Raw genomic sequence first — 26120 nt, 5'->3', positions numbered from 1 at the left:
GACGAATGGCCGAACCGGTCACGCCGCCCGCCGCTCCCGACAAGCCGCCCGGAAGACGCCTTCCGTGGCCCGGCGGCCTGTCGGCGCGCCTGCTGCTGCTGACCGCCCTGTTCGTGTTCCTGGCCGGCGCCTTCATCCTGCCGCCAGCCCTGGCCGACCTCGAAAAGCAGTGGCTGCTCGACCGCGTGCGGGCCGCCGAACTGGCCTCGACCATCGCCGACGCCGATCCCGAGCGCCGTGTCACCGACCAGGTCTCCCAACGCCTGCTCGACCAGGCCGGCGTCGTCATCGTGGCCTTGCAGGTCGACGGCGCCCGGCGCCTTGTCCTGCCCACCGAGCCGCGCGCCATCGAGCAGCCCTATCTCGTCGACCTGCGCGGCCAGAACCCCGGCTCATGGCTGGCCGCCCCGTTCTTCACCCTGAAGAGCAAGCCCGGCAGCCTGGTGCGGGTGATGGCCGAGCCGCGCTTCCGCCAGGAGGCCGAGTTCGTCGAGATCGTGCTGCCGGACGCCCCGCTGAAGGCCCACCTAATCGCCAACTTCTGGCGCCTGGCGGGGGTGACCCTGTTCGCGGCGGGCCTGGCCGGCGGGCTGATCTACCTGTCGCTGAACTTCCTGCTGGTGCGGCCGATGCAGCGCATCACCAAGGCCATGGAGCGCTTCCGCGCCGATCCCGAGGATCCCGAGGCCCGCGTCGTGGTGTCGCGCCGCCGCGACGAGATCGGCCGCGCCGAGGCCGAGCTCGACGCCATGCAGACCGACCTGCGCAACGCCCTGCAGGCCAAGGCTCGCCTGGCGGCCCTCGGCGAGGCGGTGGCCAAGATCAATCACGACCTGCGCAACATGCTGACCAGCGCCCAGATGGCTTCGGACCGCCTGGCCGCCCTGGGCGATCCCAAGGTGGCCCAGGCCCTGCCGCGCCTGGAGCGGGCCCTGGATCGCGCCATCACCCTGGCCAGCGATGTCATGGCCTACGGCAAGTCCAAGGAGCCGGCGCCGGTGATCCGCACCGTGGGCCTGCGCGCGGCGCTGGAGATGGCCGCCGAGGACTCCGGCCTCGCCCCGCAGGGCGTGGCCCTGGAGACGGTGATCGACCCGCGCGAGCAGATCCAGGCCGATCCAGACCAGCTGCACCGCATCCTCACCAACCTGCTGCGCAACGCCCGCGAGGCCATCGAGGGCGCGCCCGACCGCAGCGGCAAGGGCCGGGTGTTCGTGGAGCTGCGCCGCGTCGACGGCATGAGCCATCTCAGGCTTTCAGACGACGGCCCCGGCGTGCCGGCAAGGGCGCGGGCCAACCTCTTCCAGCCGTTCGTGGGCTCGGTGCGCCGCGGCGGCACCGGTCTTGGCCTGGCCATCGCCCGCGAGCTGGCCCAGGGCCACGGCGGGGATCTGGCGCTGGTGGAGACCGGCCCCGGCGGCTCGGTGTTCGACCTGACCCTGGCGGGGGTTCCAGAGCCCGCGCCAGCGCCTGAAGAGGGCGAGCCGGCGAAGTCGAAGCCTTAGAGAGCTTCCTGCCTCTGCGTTCCATCATTCCCGCCCTTGTGGCGGGAATGACGGGAGGTCAGAGAGGCTTCGAGCCTCAGACCTCGTACTGCTTGGGCAGGGGCGCGCCCTGCTCGGCCGGCGCCAGGGGCGCGCGTAGCTCGACGGGCTCGCTGGTCATCGCGTCGGGCGCGGACGGCGGGGCCAGAACGCCGGTCGCCAGGACGCCGGCGACCACAAGGCTGCAAGTTCCCAGGCCAAGGCCCAGGGCGATGGTCTTCTTCAAGGTCATGCTCAACAGTATCCGCGTCGGGGAGGGCGCTTTTACTCGTAGGGAACCAAGCCTCTGACGTGCCCTGAGGTTCCCAGGTTCCGCCAGACGGATCACGTCCGCCTCACGGGCGGACGTGCTTTTGCCTGTAAACCGTCCACAGGTCCAGCATGGGGCGCCTTAAGGGCGATCTCGCCTCATTTGGGCGAACGCCGGTTGCAAAGCGCCGCCTTGGCGGAGCCTGACTTCAGGGCTTGGCCGGCGCCGCCGGAGCCTCGGCGGCTCCCTCTTCCTCGTCTCCGCCGCCCTCGAAGCGGATCGGCAGGCGGATGCGCTGGGCGTCCACGGGGTCGCCTTCCTTGGTCCACGGGTTCATCCGCATGGAGCCCGCCACGATCATCGCCGAAGCGGCGAAGTCCAGGCCCGCCGGCTCCTCGCGCGCGGCCTCGCAGTCGGCCAGCCTGCCCTCGGTGGTCACCGCGCAGGACACCACGCCCAGGCCGTTCTTCACCCCCGCCTTGCGGGCGGCCTGGGGGAAGGCCATGGCCAGCCCTTCGGCGTCGGCCATCTGGATCCAGCGCGGCTTGGTCAGCTGGCGGCCGGTCGCGCCCGGCGGCCGGAAGCGGAACGGCACGTCCACGTGGATCAGCTTGACCAGCTTGGCGTCACCCGGCCCCACCGACACCTTGAAGTGGTCGGCCAGCCCGAGGGCGGCCTTGCCGAACCCCCTGCCCTTGGGCAGTTCGGAGATCACCTCGCAGTCGTCCAGCGCGCCGGTTTCCTTGATCCCGCAGCGCAGGGCGGCCTGGCCGTTGTCCACGCCCGCGGCGGCCTTGGGCCAGGCGGCCTCGACCTGCGCCAGGCTGGGCGCCGACTTCCACGGCGGATCCAGGATCAGCCGGTCCTTGCCGACCGACGCGAAACCGCCCTCGGCCAGGCCCGCCCAGTTGATCGGCACCGTCACCTCGGTCTCGATGCGCTGGCCGGCGCGGATCTTGGGGCTCATCAGGAACTGCGGGGCCAGCGCCAGGGCCGACTGGCCGAAGCCCAGGCCCGCGGGGCTTTCCGACAGCACCACGCAACGGTCCAGGAAACCCTCCGTGGTGACCCGGCAGCGGATGACGGCCCGGCCGTCCTTGCCGGCCTTCACCGCGGCGACCGGGAAGACGCCCGCCAAGTCCTGGCCCGTCGGCTTGCGCACCCAGTCGGGATTGGCGTCGCCGGGCGCCAGGAACTCGAGCGAATAGGAGATCTTGCGGCCGACGGCCGAGGCGCCGGCCTCGTCCTTCACCTTGACCTTGTAGCGATCGGACAGCCCCAGGGCGGCCGCGCCGAAGCCGCGGTTCATCGGGTACTCGCTCAGCACCTTGCAGTCGGCCAGCGCGCCCTTGTCGGCGACCGCGCATTCGACCTCGGCGTCGCCCGTCACCGTGGCCCCGGCCGGAAACGCGGCCTTGATCTCGGACGCCTTGGGCCGGGCGGCGAACACGAGACGCCCCTCCTCGGCCGCGATCGAGGACGTGGGAAGACCCGCCAGCACGAGCAGCGCGGCGACCGAACCGAAACGAATGAAAGACACGACGCCCCCTCGGGTCTCGGGCCCCCGCCCGACAACTCGACCCAGGGCTGAGCCATAGCCCAGCCACCCGGCGTCAGCAACCGTGCAAGGCGTGCTCGGCAAGGGTTCCGGCGCACGCCCGATCCCCTTATGTTCGCCGCCATGACCGACGCCGCCGCGCCCGAATCCGCCCAGACCCGCCCCCTCACCCAGGACGGTCCTCCCCTGCGCCTGTTCCTGGTGGACGGCTCGGCCTACCTGTTCCGCGCCTATCACGCCCTGCCGCCCCTGACCCGCAAGAGCGACGGCCTGCCCGTCGGCGCGGTGCAAGGCTTCTGCAACATGCTGTGGAAGCTGATGCGCGACATGCAGGGCGACGCGCCCACGCACCTGGCGGTGATCTGGGACCACTCGGAAAAGACGTTCCGCAACAAGCTCTACGACCAGTACAAGGCCCACCGCCCGCCGCCGCCGGAAGACCTGATCCCGCAGTTCCCGCTGGTGCGCGACGCCACGCGCGCCTTCGGCGTGCCGGCCATCGAGCTGCCCGGCTACGAGGCCGACGACCTGATCGCGGCCTATGCCTGCGCCGCCCGCGACGCCGGCGGCGAGGCCGTCATCGTCTCGTCCGACAAGGACCTGATGCAGCTGGTCGGCGACAGCGTCTCGATGTTCGACCCCATGAAGGGCGTCCGCATCGGCCGGGGCGAGGTGTTCGAGAAGTTCGGCGTCTATCCCGAACACGTGGTCGACGTGCAGTCGCTGTGCGGCGACAGCGTCGACAACGTTCCGGGAGCGCCCGGGATCGGGATCAAGACCGCCGCCCAGCTGATCACCGAGTACGGCGACCTCGACACGCTGCTGGCCCGGGCCGGCGAGATCAAGCAGCCCAAGCGCCGCGAGACCCTGATCAACTTCGCCGACCAGATCCGCCTGTCGCGGGCCCTGGTCACGCTGGACTGCAACACCCCCCTGCCCGAGCCGCTGGACGACCTGGTGGTGCGCGAGCCCGACAAGGCCGTGCTGGCCGCCTTCCTGGACGAGATGGAGTTCAGGACGCTGGCCCGCCGGGTCGGCGACGGCAACGCCGCGGCCGCGCCGCGCACGCTGGAGGCCCGTCCCTCGGACAAGGCCGTCACCGCGCCGGTGACCAGCGTCTCCTACGTCTCGGCCGCCGCCCGCGCCGCGGCCAATCCGGTGGCCGAGCCGGTCGCCATCGACACCGCGGCCTATGTCTGCGTGCGGGATCTTCCCACCCTTCAGGTCTGGATCGACAAGGCCCGCGCCAAGGGGATCGTCGCCTTCGACACCGAGACCGACGCCCTGTCCTCGGCCAATGCGGGCCTGTGCGGCGTGTCGCTGGCCATCGCGCCGGGCGAGGCCTGCTACATCCCCGTCAGCCACGAGGACAAGCCGCAGGACGGGGGCCTGGCCTTCGAGGCGCCCGCCAAGCTGGAGCAGATCTCCGAGGAGGAGGCGCTCGCCGCGCTGAAGCCGCTGCTGGAAGACCCGGCGGTGCTGAAGGTCGCCCAGAACGCCAAGTACGATATCGCGGTCATGGCCCGCCGGGGGATCGCCGTCGCCCCGATCGAGGACACCATGCTGATCAGCTACGTGCTGGAGGCGGGCCTGCACGGCCACGGCATGGACGAGCTGTCGGAACTGTGGCTGGGCCACAAGCCCATCCCGTTCAAGGAAGTGGCCGGCACGGGCAAGAGCCAGATCAGCTTCAAGCACGTGGCCCTGGACAAGGCCACGGCCTACGCCGCCGAGGACGCCGACGTCACCCTGCGGCTCTACAACGTCCTGCGTCCGCGCCTGGCGGCCGAGGGCCTGCTGACGGTGTACGAGACCCTCGAGCGGCCGATGCCCGGCGTGCTGGCGACGATGGAGAACGACGGCGTCCGCGTCGATCCCGAGACCCTGCGCCGCCTCTCCAACGAGTTCTCGCTGCGCATGGCCGACTTCGAGGAGCAGGCCCAGAAGCTGGCCGGCCGCCCGTTCAACCTGGGCAGCCCCAAGCAGATCGGCGACGTGCTGTTTGGCGAACTGAACCTGAAGGGCGGCAAGAAGACCGCCACCGGCCAATGGTCGACCGACAGCGACGTGCTGGAAAGCCTGGCAAACGAGCACGAACTGCCGCGCGTGCTGCTCGACTGGCGCCAGCTCTCGAAGCTGAAGGGCACCTATACCGAGAACCTGATCGCCGCGATCAGCGAGCGCACCGGCCGGGTGCACACCTCCTACGCCCTGGCCGCCACCACGACGGGCCGCCTGTCGTCGTCGGACCCCAACCTGCAGAACATCCCGGTGCGCACCGAGGAAGGCCGCAAGATCCGCAAGGCCTTCGTGGCCGCGCCGGGCAAGGTGCTGATCAGCGCCGACTACAGCCAGATCGAGCTGCGCCTGCTGGCCCACATCGGTCAGATCCCGCAATTGCAGCAGGCCTTCCGCGACGGCCTCGACATCCACGCCATGACGGCCTCGGAGATGTTCGACACCCCGATCGAGGGCATGGACCCGCTGATCCGCCGCCGGGCCAAGGCGATCAACTTCGGCATCGTCTACGGCATCAGCGCCTTTGGCCTGGCCAACCAGCTGGGCATCGGCCAGGGCGAGGCCGGGGCCTACATCAAGACCTATTTCGAGCGCTTCCCGGGCATCCAGGCCTATATGGACGCCACCAAGGCCTTCGTGCGCGAGCACGGCTACGTCACCACGATCTTCGGCCGCAAGATCAACATCCCCGACATCCACGCCAAGTCCGTGGGCCAGCGGCAGTTCTCCGAACGCGCGGCCATCAACGCCCCGATCCAGGGCGCGGCCGCCGACGTCATGCGCCGGGCCATGGCCCGCATGCCGGCGGCGCTGGAGGAAGCGGGGCTCGAGGCCCGCATGCTGCTGCAGGTGCACGACGAACTGGTGTTCGAGGCTCCCGAGCACGAGGCCCAGGCCGTCTGCGACGTCGCCCGCCGCGTCATGGAAGGCGCGGCCGAGCCGGCCGTGGCGCTTTCCGTTCCCCTGACGGTCGAGGCCCGCGCGGCCCTCAACTGGGACGAGGCGCACTAGGCCGGGGCCCGGACGAAAATATTTCGATCGATTTTTTGTCGCACCCCCGCTCTGCCGAAGGTGGAGCGGGGCTCTTGTTATCTGCGGTAACCCCTTACACAGCGCAACCCTGGGCCGTTGGGAGCGCTCCGTCGCCGATCACCGGCATATAACCGCGGTCTCGGGGTGCGACATTCCGCCACGGTACGGTTAATCCCGTGGAAACCGCGATCTCGCCAGAGCTTGCAGCGAGGACGTGTGCTGTCGCGCACATCGTCGGGGCAGATATCCGGAGGCGGGTCGTGCGGTTTGGTGACTTGAAGATTCCCCAGAAGCTGATGGTCGTGTTCGGCGCGATGCTGGCCGCGATCGTGGCCATGGGCATTACGCTGTTCGTCAACCAGCAGGCCTACAAGGGCTCGGTGAAGCGCACGGCCGTGGCGCACGCCAGCCTGCGCGCCGCCGATACGGCCGCCTTCCGCCTGACCCGCCAGGAGAACTCGCTGCGCGGCTTCCTGCTGTCGGGCGACGCCTACTACGTCGACCGCCTGGAGAAGGCCCACAAGCCGAAGTTCCTGGCCGCCCTGGACGAGCTGCGCACCCTGGCGGCCGGCGATGAAGCCGACCTCGCCCGTATCGCCGCCGTCGACGCCGCCTACGCCAACTACCGCGCCCAGGCCATCGAGCCGGCCGAGAAGCTGGGCGCCGATCCGGCGACCCGCGCCCAGGCCATCGACCTGGTCAAGCACGACGGCGTCGCCGACAAGGCCGTCGAGCCGGTCGAGGAGGCCATCGAAGCCATCACCACCGACGCCGAGGCCGTCGTCGCCGCCGAGACCGCCGCCCAGGCCGCCGCCTCGCTGCGCAGCACCCTGGTCCTGGCCATCGGCATCGCCGTCACCCTGGCGGTCGCCGTCGGCGGCGGCCTGATGCTGACCGGCGGCATCGCCGCCCCGGTCGCGGCCATGACCACCGCCATGCGCCGCCTGGCCTCGGGCGACAACAGCGTCGCCGTCCCGGCCTCGGGCCGCAAGGACGAGATCGGCGAGATGGCCGGCGCCGTCGCCACCTTCAAGGACGCCGCCATCCACAAGCTGCGCCTGGAAGAGGAAGCCGCCGCCGCCGGCGCCCGCACCGAGCGCGAGCGCGTCGAGCGCGAAGCCGAGAAGGCCGCCGAGGCCGAGGTCGACCGCATCGCCATCACCGCCCTGGCCGAAGCCCTGGGCTCGCTGGCCGACGGCGACCTGACCTACCGCATCAACGCCGAGTTCGCTCCCAAGGCCCAGCAGCTGAAGACCGACTTCAACGCCGCCGCCGGCCGCCTGCAGGACGCCCTGCGCGGCATCAACGGCGCCACCGGCGGCATCCGCGCCGGCTCCGAAGAGATCGCCCAGGCCTCCGACGACCTGTCGCGCCGCACCGAGCAACAGGCCGCCAGCCTGGAAGAGACCGCCGCGGCCCTCGACGAGATCACCGCCACGGTCCGCAAGACCGCCGCCGGCGCCAAGGAGGCCTCCAGCGTGGTCGCCGCCGCCCGCGCCGACGCCGAGCGCTCGGGCGCCATCGTCAGCCAGGCCGTCAGCGCCATGGCCGGGATCGAGCAGTCCTCGGGCCAGATCGGCAACATCATCGGCGTAATCGACGAGATCGCCTTCCAGACCAACCTCCTGGCCCTGAACGCCGGCGTGGAAGCGGCGCGGGCGGGTGACGCCGGCAAGGGCTTCGCGGTCGTCGCCCAGGAAGTCCGCGCCCTGGCCCAGCGTTCGGCCGAAGCCGCCAAGGAGATCAAGACCCTGATCTCGACCTCTACCCAGCAGGTCGGTTCGGGCGTGTCCCTGGTCGGCCAGACCGGCGAGGCCCTGCAGCGCATCGTCGACCAGGTCGCCACCATCGACGCCCTGGTCACCGAGATCGCCGCCTCGGCCACCGAGCAGTCGACCGGCCTGCACCAGGTCAACACCGCCGTGAACCAGATGGACCAGGTCGTTCAGCAGAACGCAGCCATGGTCGAGGAAGCCACCGCCGCCACCCACTCGCTGAAGGGCGAGACGGGCGAGCTGGCCGCCCTGGTCGGCCGCTTCAAGGTCGGCGGCGAGAGCGCCGGCCGCGCCTCGGCGCCCGCCGCCCCGGCCGCGCCGCGCGCCAACCCGGTGCACGCCGCCCAGGCCCGCGCCCAGACCTTCGTCCGTCCGGGCCGCCCCGGCGGCGGCTCGACCGCCCTGGCGACCAAGGTCGACGAGTGGGAAGAGTTCTAAAGCCGAAGGGCTTGGTCGATAGCGGAAAGGGCGGCTCGCGAGGGCCGCCCTTTTTGTTTGCCCTCCGCACGCCGCCATGACGCTGGCGAGACACGCAGCGTCGGGATTGCAAAGCTGCGGCATTGGCGGTTCTCTGCCCCGATCCACCGGGGGCGGCGTGAAACAGGACCATACGAGGCCGAGATCGGCCAACTTCATGACCGCTGCGCTCGGCGATCCGATCGTACGCGCCGCGCTCCTCAGCCTTGCGTTGGCGATCGGGATCACCGCCGCCTTCCTGCTGATCAAATGGGCGCGGAACAGGCCGCCGCCCGACGGCCTCGACAGGCCCCAGATGGTCGTTCTTTCCCATGTATCCAGGAAAGATCCGACCGCCGACTACAGGATCGAGATCCATCGCGACGGCCGGGCCATATTCGAAGGCGGCCCCGAGGTGCTGCTGCCCGGCCGGCGCGTCCATCCGACCAGCCCCCAGGCGGTGGCCGACCTTTTCGCCATGATCGACGAGTCCCGCTTTCGCCGGCTGAAACCGCGCTACAGCACCTGGCTCGGCGGCGACCTGCGGAGCACCATCTGCCTGCACGCCGGCCCGCACCAGAAGTGCGTGGATTCGTTCGGCTGGGAGCTGATCCGCCCGGACGCGCCCGAGCCTTTCGGGGAGATCGCCGCGGGCGTCGACAAGCTCGTACCGGCTCGCCGATGGCTGACGGCCGATGCGAGGACGATCGACGTCTTTCGCGAGGAAGGGATCGATCCGCGTTCCGTCGGCGGCCAGAGACTGGTCGTCCAGGCGGCCGGGACGCTTTCGCCCGAGAGCATGCAGGCGCTGATCGCCGCGGGCTTTCCAATCGACCGCCCTGCCCGCGCCTATCAATACGATCCCGGCACGAAGACGCCGCTGGAGATGGCCGTTTCCTCGGACCGCCTCGACATGACCAAGATCCTGGTCTCGGCCGGCGCCCTCGAGGGTGTCGCCACGGCGCAGCGTGTGGACCTCGTGGTCGACGCCGCGATCTCGTGCCAACCCGAGATTCTGCGCGCCCTGCTTGCTTCGGGCGCGCGCTTCGACCTTGCTTCGATCCCGTCTGACGCCTTCCGCTGCAAGGCTTCGTACTCCGAAGAGCGGGCGCTGGCCGTGGCGAAACTCTTGCTCGATCACGGCGCGCCTCCGAACGCGCGCAACGTCCTGGGGCGCACGCCCCTGCATGAAGCCTATTCGCCGGCGGTCGCTCAGCTTCTCATCAAGCGGGGCGCCGATCCCAACGCCAGCGACCTCCAGGGCCTAAAACCACTGCGGGCGGCGGAAAGCGAGGATATGGCCATCACGCTGGTGCGGGGCGGCGCTGACATCGGGCCAGCGCCGAGCGGCGCGCCGGCCGAGGGCTCGATCGACGCCGAGGCGGCCCGCAAGGGCTGGACACGGCTGCAGGCGCTGCTGGCGCAGCGGCGGGGACGCGCCGCCTAGAACCAGCCCGCCTCGCGCAGGGCCTTGGCGTAGGCGCGGCTGACGGGAGCCTCGGCGCCGCCGGCCAGGGTCAGCACGGCGCGGCCGTCGCCGCGTTTGGCGTCGACCACCGCCGCGCGGGCCACCCACCACGAGCGGTGGGTCTGGGCGCCCTCTATGCCCTCCAGCTCGGCGATGGCGTCCGAGAGGCGCATCAGGATCAGGTCCTCGCCCTTGGAGGTGTGCAAGCGCAGATAGTGGTCCTGGGCTTCGACGGCGTAGAGGGTCGCGTTCCTCAGCTTGGCCGGCAGGCGATCGAGAAAGCGCGGCGGCGCCGCCTCGGGGGCGGCCGCGTGGGTCTCGACCGGCTTGCGGGCGACCAGGAAGTTCAGGGCCGTGATCGCCGCGGTGACTGCCAGCACCGGCAGGAAGAACTGCCGCAGGTTTTCCAGCTTCGGCAGGGCGCCGAACATCAGGCTCGACATCGCCCAGACGTACAGCGTGCCGGGCAGGGCCACGCCCAGGGTGATGACCGCGCCGCCGACGAACGGCCGGCGCTCGGTCAGGCCGCTGTTCTGGACGATCCCGCCCACGGCCGCCCCGGCCGCCGCGCCCGACCAGCACAGCACCAGCCAGTAGACGAGCCGGATCCACAGCGGAGCGGCGCCGGTGCCGAACGCGCCGGCGAAGGCCAGGAACAGGCCGGCGATCCCCGCCACCACCACGCCGCGTCCGTGGCGCGCCGCCAGGGCCGCCATTCGCGAAGCGTAAACGGCGGGCGGCGGCGATTGGCGAAGCGGAGCCGGCTGCTCACGTAACGGCGATTGAGACACGGCCCCGTCGGCTCCTATCGATCCTGCAACGGCGACGCACCCCACCGCCGCCCGGAGATCAAGATGTCGCAGACCAGCCTGTCAATGCATGACGCCGCCGCCCGCCGCTTCCGGCGCAAGGGCGTGGCCGGCGTGCTCGTCGCCACGGCGATCGTCGCGGCTCCGGTCATGATGCTGCGCGCCGGCGTCCACCTGCCGAACCTGTCGCTGGTGGCGGCCGCGCCGGTGAAGATCCAGATCCACGTCGCCGCCGCCCTGACGGCGCTGGCGATCGGCACGGTGCTGATGGTCGGGGTCAAGGGCACGCGCCTGCACCGCGCCCTGGGCTGGACCTGGGTCGTCGCCATGGCCGCCACGGCGGTCAGCTCGCTGTTCATCCGCGAGATGAACCACGGCGCCATGAGCTGGATCCACCTGTTGTCGGGCTGGACCATCGTGGCCCTGCCGATGGCCGTCTACGCTGCTCGCCGCCACAACATCCACATGCACCGGCGCTTCATGACCGGCCTGTTCGTCGGCGGCCTGCTGATCGCCGGCGCCTTCACCTTCCTGCCCGGCCGCCTGCTGTGGCGGGTGTTCTTCGGCTGAGCGCGTTGTCGTTGCACAGTCTCTTCCATTCCCGTTTTCCAAGGACCCTTTCCATGCGTCTTCTCCCGCTCCTGGCCTGCGCCGCCCTGCTCGCCGTTCCGGCCGTCGGCCTCTGCCAGGACATCCCGGTCGTGGCCGCCCCGCCCGCCGCCGCCGCGCCCCAGGCCGACGCCAGCCTGGTGGTGACCTTCCCGGCGCTGAAGGCCCACACCGGCGTGCTGCAGGTGGCCGTCTACGACAGCGCCCAGGCCTGGAAGGGCGGCAAGGCCGTGACCTCGGTGACCGTCCCCGCCGCCGAGGCCGCGCCGGCCGTCCGCCTCGACCTGCCCGCCGGGACCTACGCCATCCGCGCCTTCCACGACGTCGACGGCGACGGGCGCCTGGGGACCAACCCCTTCGGCCTGCCGGTCGAGCCGTACGGCTTCTCCAACGACGCCAAGGTCAACATGGGCCCGCCGTCCTTCGAGGCCGCCGCCTTCGCCGTCGCGCCGGGCGAGAACGCCCAGGCCCTGACCCTGCGCTGAGGACTTCGATGGATCGCCGCGCCTTTCTCCGCGCCGCCGGCCTGACCGGCGCCGCCGCCGTGCTCAGCCCCGAGACCGTGTTCGCCGCCGGGGCCGCCGACTGGACCCTGGCCTTCCGCGACGTGGAGGCCGACATCGCCCCGGCCCGCCTGACCCGCCTGCGCGGCAAGGCCCCGGCCGAGCTGTCAGGCGCGCTGATCCGCAACGGCCCGGCCAAGTTCCGCCGCCCTGGCGGCTCGGCCGGCCACTGGTTCGACGGCGAGGGGCTGGTGCGGCGCTGGTCGATCCAGGACGGCCAGGCCAGCCTCGCCGCCCGCTTCGTCGACACCCCCAAGCGCCGCGCCAACACGGCGGCGAACGCCATGGTCACGCCGGGCTTCGGCACCAGGGCCGGCCCCGGCGCGGCCCTGGGCGGTCCCGACGACGCCAACGGCGCCAACACCTCGGTGATGATGGCCGGCGGCGAGCTGTGGGCGCTGTGGGAGGCCGGCTCGCCCTGCGCGCTGGACCCCGTCACGCTGGAGACCAAGGGCTTCAAGACCCTGCGGCCAGACCTAAAGGCCATGCCGTTCCTGGCCCATCCGCGCCGCGAGCCGGACGGCCGGACCTGGAACCTGGGCCTGGCGGGCAAGCACGCCATCGTCTGGCGCCTGGCCCCCGACGGGGCGCTGGAGGACGCCCAGGTCGTGGTCCTGCCGCGCGCCAGCTACATCCACGACTTCACCGCCACCGAGCGTCACCTGGTGATCGTGCTGCAGCCGTGGATCCAGGAGCGGCTGGAGATGCCCTACATCTCCAGCATGGCCTGGCGGCCCGAGCTGGGGACCCAGGTGGTGGTGCTCGACAAGGCCGACCTGACCCGCCGCCGGACCTTCGAGCTGCCGCCGTTCTTCTTCTTCCATCTGGGCGACGCCTGGGAGGACGCCGGCGGGACGATCCGCTTCGACGCCTGCGTCGACGACGATCCGCGCGGCACGGCCTCGGCCGGCGAGCAGCTGCTGCGCGGCGTGCCGTTCAAGAACGTCGCCCCGCCGCGCCTGGCGCTGGTGGCCCTGCACGCCGACGGCAAGGCGCAGCTGACCCGCTTCGACAGCATCGCCGAGTTCCCGCGCTCGGACGAGCGGTTCGCCGGACGCGCCCGCCGCTACAGCGTCCATGCCGCGATCGGAGAGCCAGGCAAGCCGGTGTTCCACGGCGTGGCGGTGCGAGACTGGAAGACCGGCCGCGAGCAGACCTTCGCCTTCGGCCGCCGCCAGCTGGTCGAGGAGATGGTCTTCGTGCCCCGCCCCGGGTCGAGCGAGGAATTCGACGGCTGGCTGGTCGGCAGCAGCCTCGATCTCGACGCCCAGGCCAGCGAGCTGCACGCCTTCGACGCCCGCCGCGTGGCCGACGGGCCGCTGGTCACCTGGCGGGCGAACACGGCCTTGCCGCTGGGATTCCACGGGATTTTCACGGCTTGAACCGACGCCGTCGGAACGGCCCCGCTCTTGCCACGGCGCCGGAAGCGGGCCTATCCGAGGAACAACGCTGTTCACGGATGGGTCCTTTCCACATGACCGCCGCCAAGACCCGCGCCCGTTCCGGCGGGCGGGGCCGTCCTTCCAAGGCCACGGGCCTGGACCTGAAGGAGACCATCCTCGACTCCGCCGAGGGCCTGTTCGCGCGCCATGGCTTCCACGGCGTGACCACCCGGCAGGTGGCCGCCGAGGCCGGCGTCGACACCGCCCTGATCCACTACTATTTCGGCGCCAAGCGCGAGCTGTTCGACGCGGTGTTCCTGCGCCGGGCCGAGATCCTCAACCAGGCCCGCAGCGTCTCGATGAACGCCTATGTGGAGACCTTCGGCGCGCGCATGACGGTGGAGGGCGTGATCACCGCCTTCATCGATCCCCTGCTGCGCATCTCGCAGGAGGGCGGCGGCGGCTGGAAGAGCTATTTCGCCCTGGTCGCCCAGGTGAACAACACCCCCGTCTGGGGCGGCGAGACCATGGCCCGGTTCTTCGACCCGGTCGTGCACCAGTTGGTCGACACGCTGAAGGTCGTCCGTCCCGACGCTGAGTATCGCGACCTCTACTGGTGCTACCAGTTCCTGACCGGCTCGATGATGCTGGCCCTGTCGGAGACCGGCCGCATCGACTCGCTGTCGGAGGGCCTGTGCCATTCCAGCGACCTGGAGGCCGTGCGCGCGCGCCTGTTCGCCTACTGCGCCGCCGGTTTCGAGGCGGTCGTGGCCAGGTCCGGCAAGGCCTGACGCAAGCGACCCTCCGCCCTCGGATTACACTTTTCACCACTTGGTGAAAAAAGACTGGCGCATTTCCTCAACCTAGGTGACAGTGAAGTCGAATTCCCGCGACGGTGAAATCGTGCGGGAAACGCTGGAAACGAGGCTGCTCAAGACGGCCCGGCCAGCGTGAGGGACGAAACGCATCTAGATAAGAGGGGCTGTCCATGAAAACGATGTGGAAGGCTGCGCTGCTGGCTGGCGCGGCGTGGGGCGCCGCGAGCAATCTCGCGGTTGCACAGGAACAGGCGACGACGGAGCAAGGCGTCGGCGTCGAAGAGGTGGTCGTCACCGCCCGCCGGCGCGAAGAGACCCTGAAGGACGTGCCGGTGGCCGTCTCGGCCTATGGCGCCGCCGCGCTGGAGCGCATGGGCGCCTCGGACATCACCAGCCTTCAGCAGTCGACCCCCAACCTGACCCTGCAGGTGGCGCGCGGCTCCAACTCGACCCTGATCTCGTTCATCCGCGGCGTCGGCCAGCAGGACCCGCTGTGGGGCTTCGAGCCGGGCGTGGGCCTCTATGTCGACGACGTCTACATCGCCCGCCCGCAGGGCGCGGTGCTCGACGTGTTCGACATCGAGCGCATCGAAGTGCTGCGCGGCCCGCAGGGCACGCTCTACGGCCGCAACACCATCGGCGGCGCGGTGAAGTACGTGACCCGCAAGATCGGTCCGGATCCGGAACTGCGCCTGAAGGCCTCGCTGGGCAGCTACGACCAGCGCGACTTCCTGGTCTCGGCCAAGGCGCCGATCGGCGACAAGCTGGCGGTCAGCTTCGCCGCCGCCAGCTTCGACCACGACGGCTACGGCAAGAACCTCAACACCGGCGCCGAGCACTACGACAAGGACGTCGCCACCGGCCGCGTCAGCGTCGAATACACGCCCACCGACGCGCTGTTCTTCCGGCTGTCGGCCGACACCACCCGCGACAAGTCGAACCCGCGCCATGGCCACCGCGAGGTGCAGGCCCTGAACGTGCTGGGCCAGCCGATCCCCGGCGGCGAGGTGCTGTCCGACGTGTATGACACCCGCGCCGGCTCGGGCGACACCAACCGCGTCGAGAACAGCGGCGTGTCGCTGCTGGGCCAGTGGACGATCAACGACCTGATCACCGTCAAGTCGATCACCGCCTACCGCTCGGGCAACACCGAAGGCACCATCGACTTCGACGAACTGCCGGGCGCCTATCTCGACATCCCCGGCCGCTACAACGACCACCAGTTCAGCCAGGAATTCCAGGCGCTGTTCACCGGCGACCGCTGGCAGGGCGTGGCCGGCGTCTACTACATGAACGCCACCGCCGCCGGCGCCTTCGACACCGTGGTCAGCCAGATCAACACGACCATCGCCACCGCCGGCAATGTCGACACCGAGAGCTATTCGGCCTTCGCCGACGTCAGCTACGACCTGACCGAGCGCCTGTCGGTCTCGGTCGGCGGCCGCATGACCCGCGACGAGAAGTACGGCCGCGTCTATCGCCAGAACTTCACGGGCATCCGCAGCCCGCTGTTCGGCAACAACGCCGCCGTGCCCGGCCTGCTGCGCTCGAGCTTCACCAACAAGAAGACCTTCTCGAAGTTCACCCCGCGCCTCAGCGCCAAGTACGAGATCAGCGACGACCTGAACGCCTATGTCTCCTACAGCCAGGGCTTCAAGTCGGGCGGCTTCGACATGCGCTCCGACCAGATCCTGACGCCCAACTCGGCCGACGGCTACGAGCCCGAGACCGTCGACTCGTTCGAAGGCGGCCTGAAGGGCTACTTCTTCGACCGTCGCCTGAGCCTGAACACCGCGGTGTTCTACTCCAAGTACAAGGACATGCAGGTCACCCAGCAGACCCCGGTCAGCGCCTCGATCGCCAGCCAGGTGCTGAACGTCGGCCGCGCCCACATGTCGGGCTTCGAGGTCGAAGGCATCGCCAAGCTGGCTCATTGGGTCAGCGCCAACGTCTCGCTGGGCTACATCAAGGCCGAGTTCGACGAGTACAAGGCGCTGGACCTGACCTCGACGCCGCCGGTGGTGCGCGACTTCTCCAATTCGCGGGTGTTCCAGAACACGCCGAAGTGGACCGGCAACTTCGGCCTGAACTTCAGCCACGACCTGGGCGACAACGGCTCGATCACCTTCACCCCGACGGCCTCGTACCGTTCGTCCTACCACATGTTCGAGATCCCCTCGGCGCTCGATCAGGGGTCCTACTGGCTCTATGACGCCAGCCTGATCTGGACCTCGGCGCAAGGCCGCTACAAGGCCGCCCTGACCGGCAAGAACCTCGGCGACGAGCGCTATCGCATCGGCGGCTACAACTTCCCGCAGTCGGCGGCCGTGTTCTACGGCAACTCCGTCAGCGCCTTCTACGGCCCGCCCCGCACGGTGACGGCGTCGTTCGAAGTGAAGTTCTAGGCGAACGCCTCGGGCGACGGCTTGCTGCAACAGGCCGTCGCCCTTTTCTTATCCGGGCTGCACAAAAGCCGAGTTTGATTCCCTGGGGGCATGGCGATGGACGACGGTCACAAACCTGACGAGGCCGCGCCGGCCCCGAGCTATCGCTACGTGGTGCTGGCCACGCTGATCCTCGTCTACACCCTGAACTTCCTCGACCGGCAGATCCTCGGGATCCTGGCCAAGCCGATCAAGGACGAGTTTGGCCTCACCGACGGCCAGTTCGGCCTGATGGGCGGCCTAGCCTTCGCCCTGCTCTACACCACCCTGGCCATTCCGATCGCCTGGCTCGCCGACCGCTTCAGCCGCGTGTGGATCATGACCGCGGCCCTCACCGTCTGGAGCGGCTTCACCGCCCTGTGCGGCTTCGCCGGCGGGTTCTGGCAGCTGTTCTTCTCGCGCATGGGCGTGGGCATCGGCGAGGCCGGCGGCGTGGCCCCGGCCTATTCGCTGATCTCCGACTACTTCCCCAAGAGCCAGCGGGCCCGCGCCCTGGCCGCCTACGCCTTCGGCATCCCGCTGGGCTCGGGCCTGGGCACCCTGGTCGGCGGCCTCCTGGCCGCGACCTACGGCTGGCGTACGGCCTTCATCGTCGTGGGCCTGCTGGGCGTGGTGCTGGCCCCGATCTTCCGCGCGATCGTCAAGGACCCGCCGCGCGGCGGCGCCGACCGCGTCCAGGGCGCCCCGCCGCCCGCGCCGGCCCCTGTCCCGCCGTTCGGCGACGCGGTGCGCCTGCTGGCCGCCAAGCCGTCGTTCTGGCTGCTGTCGTTCGGTGCGGCCGCCTCGTCGGTGTGCGGCTACGGCGTCGCCGCCTGGCTGCCCAGCTTCTTCATGCGCAGCCTGGGCCTGACCCTGTCGCAGACTGCCTGGTACTATTCGGGCATCGCCCTGTTCGGCGGCCTGCTGGGCATCTGGCTGGGCGGCGTCGTGGCCGACAAGCTGGGCGCCAAGTCCAAGTCGGGCTACCCGATCACGCCCGCCATCGCCTTCCTGATCTCGGTGCCCTGCTTCCTGCTGGCCATGAACAGCGGCGCGCTGTTCGGAGGCCTGGGCCGCACCGGCGCGATGACCGCCGCCTTCCTGATCTTCCTGATCCCCACAGGCCTGAACCTGGCCTGGCTGGGCCCCATCACCGCCGCCGTCCAGCACCTGGCCCCGGCCCCGATGCGCACCACCGCCTCGGCCCTGTTCCTGCTGATCAACAACCTCTTGGGCATCGCCGTCGGCATCTACTATTTCGGCCTGGTCTCCGACCTCTTGAAGCCGGTGTTCGGCGCGGAGTCGCTGCGCTGGTCGATCTATACCGGCATGGCCTTCTACCTGGTGGCCGCCGGCCTGTTCTTCCTGGCCAGCAAGCGGCTGGACAAGGACTGGGTGGACTAGCCTTCATCCCCTCACCTCCCGTCATTCCCGCCCTTGTGGCGGGACCCCCTGGTTCCGCCCGCAAGTGAAGCGCCGCGGATCGCCAGCGATCCGCCCCACTCGCCCTTGCGGCTGACAGAGGGTTTCCCGCCACACGGGCGGGAATGACGGGAAGAAGAGGCGATCCCCCGCCAAAAAGTCGCAGTCGCTTCAAGGCCGTTCAAGCGCCACCGTTCGGACATGATCGAGGATCATTGCGCCGCCGAAACCGTGTTATCAGCGGTATGAACGGGGCACGGCGCGATGAGCGGCGACGATCGGCACATCTTCCATGATCCCACCGGCAAGCGGCGGCGCCGGTTCACCCTGGCGGCGGGCATAGCCCTGTCGCTGGTGGCGGCGATCGTCGCCGGCTTCCTGGCCACCCTGGCCTTCGCCCCGCGCCTGCCGGCCGTGACGCTGAAGGACCCGCACGTGCTGTCGGCGCTGCACGAGGAGACGGTCCATCGCCTCAAGCCAGCCAAGCCGCCGGCCTGGCGCCGCCTGCCCGCCCCCAAGACGCCGGCCGCCATCGGCGCGGCCAAGCCGCTCAGCGTCGGCTTCTACGTGCCCTGGGACGAGGACAGCCGCGAGTCCCTGCGCCGGCACATCGCCGGCCTCGACGTGGTCTCGCCGCAGTGGGTGGCGCTGAACGGCCCCAAGGGCCAGATCTCGGTCGACGACGATCCGGTCGGCACGGCCCGCATCGCCGCCGCGCCCAATCACCCGACCGTGCTGCCGCTGGTCCACAACTCGGCCGATGCAAAGTTCAACGGTCCGATGGCCGACGCCCTGCTGGCCGACCCGGCCGCCCGCAAGGCGCTGATCGACAACCTGGTTTCCCTGGCCCAGCGGCGCGGCTTCGGCGGCTACATCTTCGACCTGGAGGCCCTGTCGCCCAAGGGTCTGGCCAACTATCCGCTGCTGCTGGACGAGGCCCGCGCCGCCTTCAAGGCCTCGGGCCGCGAGGTCTGGGTCACCGCGCCCTTCGACGAGCAGGGCTGGCCGCTCAAGCGCCTGCAGCAGTCGGCCGACACCATCGTGCTGATGGCCTACGACCAGCACTACGGCGGCGGCGATCCCGGCCCCAACGCCGGCCAGGACTGGTACGAGGCCGAGCTCGACAAGCGCTTTTCCACCCTCGACCCGGCCCGCACCGTGCTGGCGCTCGGCGCCTACGGCTACGACTGGACGCTGAAGCCGGACGGGACGGCGGCGAGCGGCGACGCGGCCACCTTCCACGAGGCCATCCGCAACGCCCAGGACGCCGGCGCCGACATCCGCATGGACGACGACGCCCTCAACCCCACCTACGCCTACGCCGCCGACAACGGCGACAAGCACGTCGTGTGGTTCCTCGACGCGGCCACCCTGTTCAACCAGATCAAGGCCACCGACCCGTTCCGGCCGCGCGGCTACGGTCTGTGGCGCATGGGCGGCGAGGATCCGGGCGTGTGGAGCGTGCTGGGCCAGCCCTACGGCAAGGGGACGGCCGCCAACCTCGCCCGCATCCCGGCCGGCCAGAGCGTCGACTTCGACGGCGGCGGCGAGGTGCTGCGCGTCTCGTCCCTGCCCACGCCCGGCAAGCGCTCCCTGGAGTTCGACCCCGACACCGGCCTGATCTCGGGCGAGACCTACGACGTCCTGCCCAGCTCCTACGTCATCGAGCGCTACGGCCAGAAGCCGGGCCTGGTGGCCCTGACCTTCGACGACGGCCCCGACCCGCGCTGGACGCCGAAGATCCTCGACATCCTCAAGGCCAAGAACGCGCCGGCGACCTTCTTCGTCATCGGCCAGAACATGCAGAAGCATCCGGGCCTGGTGGAGCGCGAGATCCGCGAGGGTCACGACGTTGGCGGCCACACCTGGACCCACCCCAATATCGGCGAGACGCCACTGCCCCAGACCCAGGTCGAGCTGAACGCCACCCAGCGCCTGTTCGAGGTGGTCACCGGCCGCTCGATGCGCCTGTTCCGGCCGCCGTTCTTCGGCGACGCCGAGCCCTCGACCCCGCGCGAGGTCGATCCCCTGGTGATCGCCCAGACCCTCGGCTACCTGATCGTCGGCCTGCGGATCGACACCGACGACTGGCAGAAGCCGCCGCCGCAGGTGATTATCGACCGCGCGCTCGACCGGCTCGACCATCCGGGCGCCAATCCCGGCCAGGTGGTGCTGCTGCACGACGCCGGCGGCAATCGCGAGAACACCATCAAGGCCCTGCCCGGCCTGATCGACGGCATCCGCGCCCGCGGCTATCGCCTCGTCACCATCGGCGAACTGGCCGGCATGACCCCCGAGCAGGTGATGCCCAAGAGCGAACGCGACCCGGTGGGCCTGGCGCTGGACCGCCTGGGCTTCGGTTTCTTCCGCGGGCTGAACGCCCTGCTGGTCGGGCTGTTCATCACCGCGATCGCGCTGGGTGTCGCGCGCCTCGTCTTCCTGGCCTGCCTGGCCCTCGTCCACAAGGCGACCGAGCGCACGCCCGACGACCTCGACCCCGCCGCCGGTCCGTTGGTCAGCGTGCTGATCCCCTGCTTCAACGAGGAGAAGGTGATCGCCGCCTCGGTGGCGCGCATCCTGGAGAGCGACTGGAAGAACATCGAGGTGCTGGTCCTCGACGACGGCTCCAAGGACCGCACGGCCCAGGAGGTGCGCGACCACTTCGCGGGCGATCCGCGCGTGACCCTGCTGTCGTTCGAGAACGGCGGCAAGGCGCGGGCCGTCAACCGGGGCCTGGCCGTGGCCAGGGGCGAGTACGTCGTGGCCCTGGACGCCGACACCCAGTTCCCCACCTCGACCATCGGCCGTCTGGTGCGCTGGTTCGCCGACCCGAAGATCGGCGCGGTGGCCGGCAACGCCATCGTCGGCAACCGCCTCAACATCGTCACCCGCTGGCAGGCCCTGGAATATGTCACCGCCCAGAACCTGGAGCGGCGGGCGCTGGCGGCCCTGGGCGCGGTGACCGTGGTGCCGGGCGCCGTCGGGGCCTGGCGCAAGAGCGTGCTCGACGCCCTGGGCGGCTATCCCTCCGACACCCTGGCCGAGGACCAGGACCTGACCATCGCCTGCCAACGCGCCGGCTGGAAGGTGGCCTTCGACCCGGCCGCCCGCGCCTATACCGAGGCTCCCGACACCGTGTCAGGCCTGCTCAAGCAGCGCTTCCGCTGGTCGTTCGGCACCCTGCAATGCGTGTGGAAGCACCGCGCGGCGCTGTTCAATCCCAAGACCCCGGTGCTGGGCTTCGTGGCCCTGCCGCAGATCTGGCTGTTCCAGATCCTGCTGGCCGTGGCCGCGCCGCTGGTGGACCTGGCGGTGATCTGGAGCCTGGTCTCGGGCCTCTACGCCGCGCTCGCCCACCCGCTGGAATGGCGGCCCGACGACATGGTGCGCGGCCTGCTCTACTGGGCGGTGTTCATTCTCGTCGACCTGTCGGCCGGCGCCCTGGGCATGGCCCTGGAGAAGCGCGCGCCGTGGGCGGACCTGCCCTACCTGCCGGTGCAGCGCTTCGGCTACCGCCAGTTGATGTACTACGTGGTCGTCAAGTCGGTGCTCACCGCCGTACGTGGCGGCCGGGTCGGCTGGGGCAAGCTGGAGCGCCGCGCGACCGTGGCGGTGAAGTGAAGATGCAAAGCCCTCCCCATCCCTGAAAAACCTCTCCCAGAGGGAGAGGTTTTGGGTTTACGCCCGCCGCCTCGCGGCTTGCTTCACCGTCCCGCCGGCGCTGACCTCGAACCTCGACACCAGCTGGGCCAGCTCGCCGGCCTCCAGCTTCAGGCTGGCCGAGGCGACGGTGGCTTCCTCGACCATGGCCGAGTTGCGCTGGGTCACCTCGTCCATGCGGTTGACGGCGGTGTTGACCTCAGAGAGGCCCGTGGCCTGCTCGCGCGAGGATTGGGCGATCTCCAGGATCAGGCCGTCGATCTTGCCAACCTTGTCGACGATGGTGGCCAGGGCCTCGCCGGTCTCGCCGACCAGCCGCACGCCGCGGCCGACCTGCGAGGTGCTCCTGGCGATCAGGGCCTTGATCTCCTTGGCCGCCTCGGCCGAGCGCTGGGCGAGCGCCCGCACCTCGGAGGCGACGACCGCGAAGCCTTTGCCCGCGTCGCCGGCCCGAGCCGCCTCGACCCCGGCGTTCAGGGCCAGAAGGTTGGTCTGGAAGGCGATCTCGTCGATCACCCCGATGATGCTGGTGATCTTGCCCGAGCTTTCCTCGATCTCGCCCATGGCGGCGACGGCCTCGCCGACGATCTCGCCCGAGCGGGTGGCGTCGATGCGGGCGGCCGAGGCCACCTGCGAAACCTCGCGCGCGCCCTCGGCGCTGCGGTTGACGGTGGCGGTGATCTGGTCGAGGGCGGCGGCCGCCTCCTCCAGGTTCGAGGCCTGGATCTCGGTGCGGCGCGACAGGTCGTCGGCGGCGATCGAGATCTCCTGCGCGCCGGCCCCGACGCTCTGGGTGGCCGAGGCCACCACGCCCATGGCGCCGTCCAGCGACGACATGGCGCTGTTGAAGTCCTCGCGCACCTTGGCGAACTGCGGGTCGACCGGCTTTTCGATGCGGTAGGTCAGGTTGTTGCGGGCCAACTGGTCCAGCCCCGTGGCGATGGCGTTGACGGCCTCGACCCGGCCGGTGACCACGGTGGCGAACTTCACGACCTTGGCGATGCGGCGCTTGTGGTCGAAGATCGGGTTGTACGAGGCCTGGATCCACACCTCGCGGCCGCCCTTGCCCAGGCGCTTGAACTCGGCGGCGACGAACTCGCCGGCGTTCAGCCTGGCCCAGAAGGCCGCGTAGCCGGGCGCATCAGCCTCGGCCGGCTCGACGAACATCCGGTGATGGCGGCCCTGGATCTCGCCCAGCGAATAGCCCAGGGCGTCGAGGAAGTTCTGGTTGGCGGTCAGGATCTCGCCGGCCGGGGTGAACTCGATCACCGCCTGGGCCCGGCCGATGGCCTCCATCTTGCCGTGCTGCTCGGCGGCGCGGCGCTTCTGCTCGGTGATGTCGGTGGCGATCTTGACGATCCGGGTCACCGCGCCGCGCGCGTTGCGGATCGGATTGTACGAGGCCTGGATCCATACCTCGCGGCCGCCCTTGCCCACCCGCAGGTACTCGCGGGCGTCGAATTCGCCGCGACCGAGCTTGGCCCAGAAGGCCGCGTAGTCGCTGCTGGCGGCATAGTCGGGCTCGACGAACAGGCTGTGGTGCTGCCCGACGATCTCGGCCAGGTCGTAGCCCATGGCCGAGCAGAAGTTCGCGTTCGCGGTCAGGATCCGGCCCTTCGGATCGAACTCGATGGTCGCCAGCGACCGGTCGAGGGCCGAGAGGGTCAGGGCGGCCTGAACTTGCGAGCGGTTGAACATGGAAGCCCTTCCAATGCCGATCCGGGGTTTCACCCAGAAAGCGTCCAGCAAGGAGAAGCTTCGGGACGGTCAATAAATGATTGATACTTTCAAGGCGGAAGGTCGCGCCGAGTATATCGTGCCCCGGTTTTCCGATTTTGCACAAAATGTATCGTATCTAAGTCGTTGTTTTTTCGACGCTCGCCGCACGGCGGTCGGCGACCGCAGCAATACTTCGTCACGAAGTGCGGCAAATGCGCTCCCGCGGCGAAAGCTGCACAATCGCAGCGCACAAACCGCCCCGCCTCGCGATTGAAGTGAGCGCTAACATCGTTATCTCGACCTTCGCCCAGCCCTCAACGCCTTGCCAGCCAGGGGCTGTGGACGATTTGCCAAAAGATCAGGCTTTTCGATCGTTCGGCCCAGGAAGGCGGCGCCGTTGTCCGTTCGGACAACGGATCGAAAATATGGGGGCGCCTTATCGTCCAAGTGCGGTTGCGCCTGCGAAATCACGCTCCTATAACGCCGCCACATTCAAGAACCGTCGCGGAAGACCGGTCCCCTCATGAACATTCACGAGCATCAAGCCAAAGCCGTCCTCGCGGAGTTCGGCGCCCCCGTCCCGCGTGGCTTCGCGGCGTTCACCGTCGACGAAGCCGTCGCCGCCGCCGAGAAGCTGGGCGGTCCGGTCTTCGTCGTGAAGAGCCAGATCCACGCCGGCGGCCGCGGCAAGGGCAAGTTCGAGGGCCTCGGCCCCGACGCCAAGGGCGGCGTCCGCGTCGTCAAGTCGGTCGAAGACGTCAAGACCAACGCCGCCGAAATGCTCGGCCGCGTGCTGGTGACGCACCAGACCGGCCCCAAGGGCAAGCAGGTGAACCGCCTCTACATCGAGGAAGGCGCCGCGATCGCCAAGGAATTCTACCTGTCGCTGCTGGTCGACCGTGAAACCTCGATGGTTTCGGTGGTCGCCTCGACCGAAGGCGGCATGGACATCGAAGACGTGGCCCACGCCACGCCGGAGAAGATCCACTCGTTCTCGATCGACCCCGCCACCGGCGTGTGGCCGACCCACCAGCGCGCGCTGGCCAAGGCCCTGGGCCTGACCGGCGGCCTGGCCAAGGAAGCCGCCGTGCTGCTGACGCAGCTCTACACGGCGTTCCTGGCCAAGGACATGGCGATGCTGGAGATCAACCCGCTGATCGTCACCGCCGACGACCACCTGCGCGTCCTGGACGCCAAGCTGTCGTTCGACGGCAACTCGCTGTTCCGTCACCCGGACATCCGCGCGCTGCGCGACGAGAGCGAAGAAGACCCCAAGGAAATCGAAGCCTCGAAGTATGACCTGGCCTACATCGCCCTCGACGGCGAAATCGGCTGCATGGTCAACGGCGCTGGTCTCGCCATGGCCACCATGGACATCATCAAGCTGTACGGCGCCGAGCCGGCCAACTTCCTCGATGTCGGCGGCGGCGCTTCCAAGGAGAAGGTCACCGCGGCCTTCAAGATCATCACCGCCGATCCGGCCGTGAAGGGCATCCTGGTCAACATCTTCGGCGGCATCATGCGCTGCGACATCATCGCGGAAGGCGTCATCGCCGCCGTGAAGGAAGTCGGCCTGACGGTTCCGCTCGTCGTTCGCCTGGAAGGCACCAACGTCGAACTGGGTAAGAAAATCATCTCGGAAAGCGGCCTGAACGTCATCGCCGCCAACGATCTGTCTGACGGCGCCGAGAAGATCGTCGCGGCCGTGAAGGGTGCTCGCTAATCATGTCGATCCTCATCGGTTCTGAAACCAAGGTCATCACCCAGGGCTTCACCGGCGCCCAGGGCACGTTCCACTCGGAACAAGCCATCGCCTACGGCACCAAGATGGTCGGCGGCGTCACCCCGGGTAAGGGCGGCCAGACGCACATCGGCCTGCCGGTGTTCGACACTGTCGGCGAAGCCAAGGAAGCCACCGGCGCCGACGCCTCGGTGATCTACGTCCCGCCGCCCTTCGCGGCCGACTCGATCCTGGAAGCCATCGACGCCGAGATCCCGCTGATCGTCTGCATCACCGAAGGCATCCCGGTGCTGGACATGGTGCGCGTGAAGAAGGCCCTGCAAGGCTCCAAGTCGCGCCTGATCGGCCCGAACTGCCCGGGCGTCCTGACGCCGAACCAGTGCAAGATCGGCATCATGCCGGGTTCGATCTTCTCGGAAGGCTCGGTCGGCGTCGTGTCGCGTTCGGGCACCCTGACCTACGAAGCCGTGTTCCAGACCACCAACGCGGGCCTGGGCCAGACCACGGCCGTCGGCATCGGCGGCGACCCGGTCAAGGGCACCGAGTTCATCGACGTGCTGGAACTGTTCCTGGCCGACGAAGCCACCAAGTCGATCGTCATGATCGGTGAGATCGGCGGCTCGGCCGAAGAAGAAGCGGCTCAGTTCCTGAAGGACGAAGCCAAGCGCGGCCGCAAGAAGCCCATGGTCGGCTTCATCGCCGGTCGCACGGCTCCTCCGGGCCGTCACATGGGTCACGCCGGCGCCATCATCTCGGGCGGCAAGGGCGGCGCCGAGGACAAGATCGCTGCGATGGAAGAAGCGGGCATCCGCGTCTCGCCGTCGCCGGCGAAGCTGGGCGAGACCCTGCTCGAAGTCCTCAAGGGCTAAAAG

17 protein-coding genes are annotated in these 26120 nt (G+C 69.6%); 13 read left to right on the top strand and 4 right to left on the bottom strand.

All coding sequences use genetic code 11. The features are described from left to right. Positions 1-5: 5 nt before the first annotated feature. On the top strand, positions 6-1505 hold the full coding sequence (locus tag V6S85_RS16680) for a sensor histidine kinase (RefSeq protein WP_116566961.1): 1500 nt from the start codon (positions 6-8) through the stop codon (positions 1503-1505). A gap of 76 nt (positions 1506-1581) precedes the next feature. Here the strand turns inward: V6S85_RS16680 and V6S85_RS16675 are convergent, their stop codons facing one another. Together V6S85_RS16675 and V6S85_RS16670 are read right to left on the bottom strand one after the other, a co-directional pair. After that, positions 1582-1776 carry a hypothetical protein gene (locus tag V6S85_RS16675; RefSeq protein WP_165828812.1) on the bottom strand — a complete coding sequence of 65 codons (195 nt, stop codon included), beginning with the start codon at positions 1774-1776 and terminating at the stop codon, positions 1582-1584. A 226-nt stretch (positions 1777-2002) separates the two neighbouring features. Next, a complete protein-coding gene (locus tag V6S85_RS16670) occupies positions 2003-3334 on the bottom strand; it encodes a TonB family protein (RefSeq protein WP_334349621.1) in 1332 nt (443 codons plus the stop codon). A 141-nt stretch (positions 3335-3475) separates the two neighbouring features. Between V6S85_RS16670 and polA the strand changes: the two genes are divergently transcribed. The 3 genes from polA (at position 3476) to V6S85_RS16655 (ending at position 10081) form a co-directional block, all read left to right on the top strand. Further along, positions 3476-6382, top strand: coding sequence for a DNA polymerase I (gene polA / locus V6S85_RS16665; RefSeq protein WP_207780738.1), 2907 nt, complete (start codon positions 3476-3478; stop codon positions 6380-6382). Between the two features lie 281 nt (positions 6383-6663). After that, the gene (locus tag V6S85_RS16660; RefSeq protein WP_116563573.1) at positions 6664-8616 is read left to right on the top strand and encodes a methyl-accepting chemotaxis protein; all 1953 of its coding nucleotides are present in this window, start codon (positions 6664-6666) and stop codon (positions 8614-8616) included. Positions 8617-8692: 76 nt separating this feature from the next. Beyond that, entirely contained in the window at positions 8693-10081 is a 1389-nt protein-coding gene (locus V6S85_RS16655; RefSeq protein WP_334349619.1) for an ankyrin repeat domain-containing protein, read from the top strand. Here V6S85_RS16655 and V6S85_RS16650 read toward each other — a convergent pair. After that, the gene (locus V6S85_RS16650; RefSeq protein WP_334349618.1) at positions 10078-10818 is read right to left on the bottom strand and encodes a LytTR family DNA-binding domain-containing protein; all 741 of its coding nucleotides are present in this window, start codon (positions 10816-10818) and stop codon (positions 10078-10080) included. The genes V6S85_RS16655 and V6S85_RS16650 overlap by 4 nt on opposite strands. 138 nt (positions 10819-10956) lie before the next feature. Here V6S85_RS16650 and V6S85_RS16645 point away from each other — a divergent pair, with 138 nt between their 5' ends. The 7 genes from V6S85_RS16645 to V6S85_RS16615 all read left to right on the top strand — a co-directional run bounded on the left by V6S85_RS16645 (position 10957) and on the right by V6S85_RS16615 (position 21749). Continuing rightward, on the top strand, positions 10957-11481 hold the full coding sequence (locus V6S85_RS16645; protein WP_431830612.1) for a DUF2306 domain-containing protein: 525 nt from the start codon (positions 10957-10959) through the stop codon (positions 11479-11481). Positions 11482-11534: 53 nt separating this feature from the next. Further along, positions 11535-12005 (top strand): DUF2141 domain-containing protein, encoded by a 471-nt coding sequence (locus V6S85_RS16640; protein ID WP_334349616.1) that lies wholly within the window; start codon positions 11535-11537, stop codon positions 12003-12005. Positions 12006-12013: 8 nt separating this feature from the next. Then, positions 12014-13465, top strand: a complete 1452-nt coding sequence (locus V6S85_RS16635) for a carotenoid oxygenase family protein (RefSeq protein WP_334349614.1) — start codon at positions 12014-12016, stop codon at positions 13463-13465. Between the two features lie 92 nt (positions 13466-13557). Further along, positions 13558-14256 carry a TetR/AcrR family transcriptional regulator gene (locus V6S85_RS16630; RefSeq protein WP_116563592.1) on the top strand — a complete coding sequence of 233 codons (699 nt, stop codon included), beginning with the start codon at positions 13558-13560 and terminating at the stop codon, positions 14254-14256. 197 nt (positions 14257-14453) lie between these two features. Next, positions 14454-16688 (top strand): TonB-dependent receptor, encoded by a 2235-nt coding sequence (locus V6S85_RS16625; protein WP_334349612.1) that lies wholly within the window; start codon positions 14454-14456, stop codon positions 16686-16688. Between the two features lie 96 nt (positions 16689-16784). After that, a complete protein-coding gene (locus V6S85_RS16620; RefSeq protein WP_334349611.1) occupies positions 16785-18110 on the top strand; it encodes a spinster family MFS transporter in 1326 nt (441 codons plus the stop codon). A 282-nt stretch (positions 18111-18392) separates the two neighbouring features. Further along, positions 18393-21749, top strand: coding sequence for a glycosyltransferase (locus V6S85_RS16615; protein ID WP_334349610.1), 3357 nt, complete (start codon positions 18393-18395; stop codon positions 21747-21749). A gap of 57 nt (positions 21750-21806) precedes the next feature. Here the strand turns inward: V6S85_RS16615 and V6S85_RS16610 are convergent, their stop codons facing one another. Continuing rightward, positions 21807-23486 carry a methyl-accepting chemotaxis protein gene (locus V6S85_RS16610; protein ID WP_334349609.1) on the bottom strand — a complete coding sequence of 560 codons (1680 nt, stop codon included), beginning with the start codon at positions 23484-23486 and terminating at the stop codon, positions 21807-21809. Between the two features lie 544 nt (positions 23487-24030). On the opposite strand from V6S85_RS16610, the gene sucC reads away from it, so the two are divergent. Then, a complete protein-coding gene (gene sucC / locus V6S85_RS16605) occupies positions 24031-25230 on the top strand; it encodes an ADP-forming succinate--CoA ligase subunit beta (protein WP_101716975.1) in 1200 nt (399 codons plus the stop codon). Positions 25231-25232: 2 nt separating this feature from the next. Next, the gene (sucD, locus tag V6S85_RS16600; protein WP_058348626.1) at positions 25233-26117 is read left to right on the top strand and encodes a succinate--CoA ligase subunit alpha; all 885 of its coding nucleotides are present in this window, start codon (positions 25233-25235) and stop codon (positions 26115-26117) included. Positions 26118-26120: the final 3 nt, after the last annotated feature.

Origin of the sequence: Caulobacter sp. CCNWLW153 (assembly GCF_036889365.1) — a bacterium.
GTDB classification, from domain to species: domain Bacteria; phylum Pseudomonadota; class Alphaproteobacteria; order Caulobacterales; family Caulobacteraceae; genus Caulobacter; species Caulobacter radicis.
This window is presented reverse-complemented; position numbering and strand designations above follow the sequence as displayed.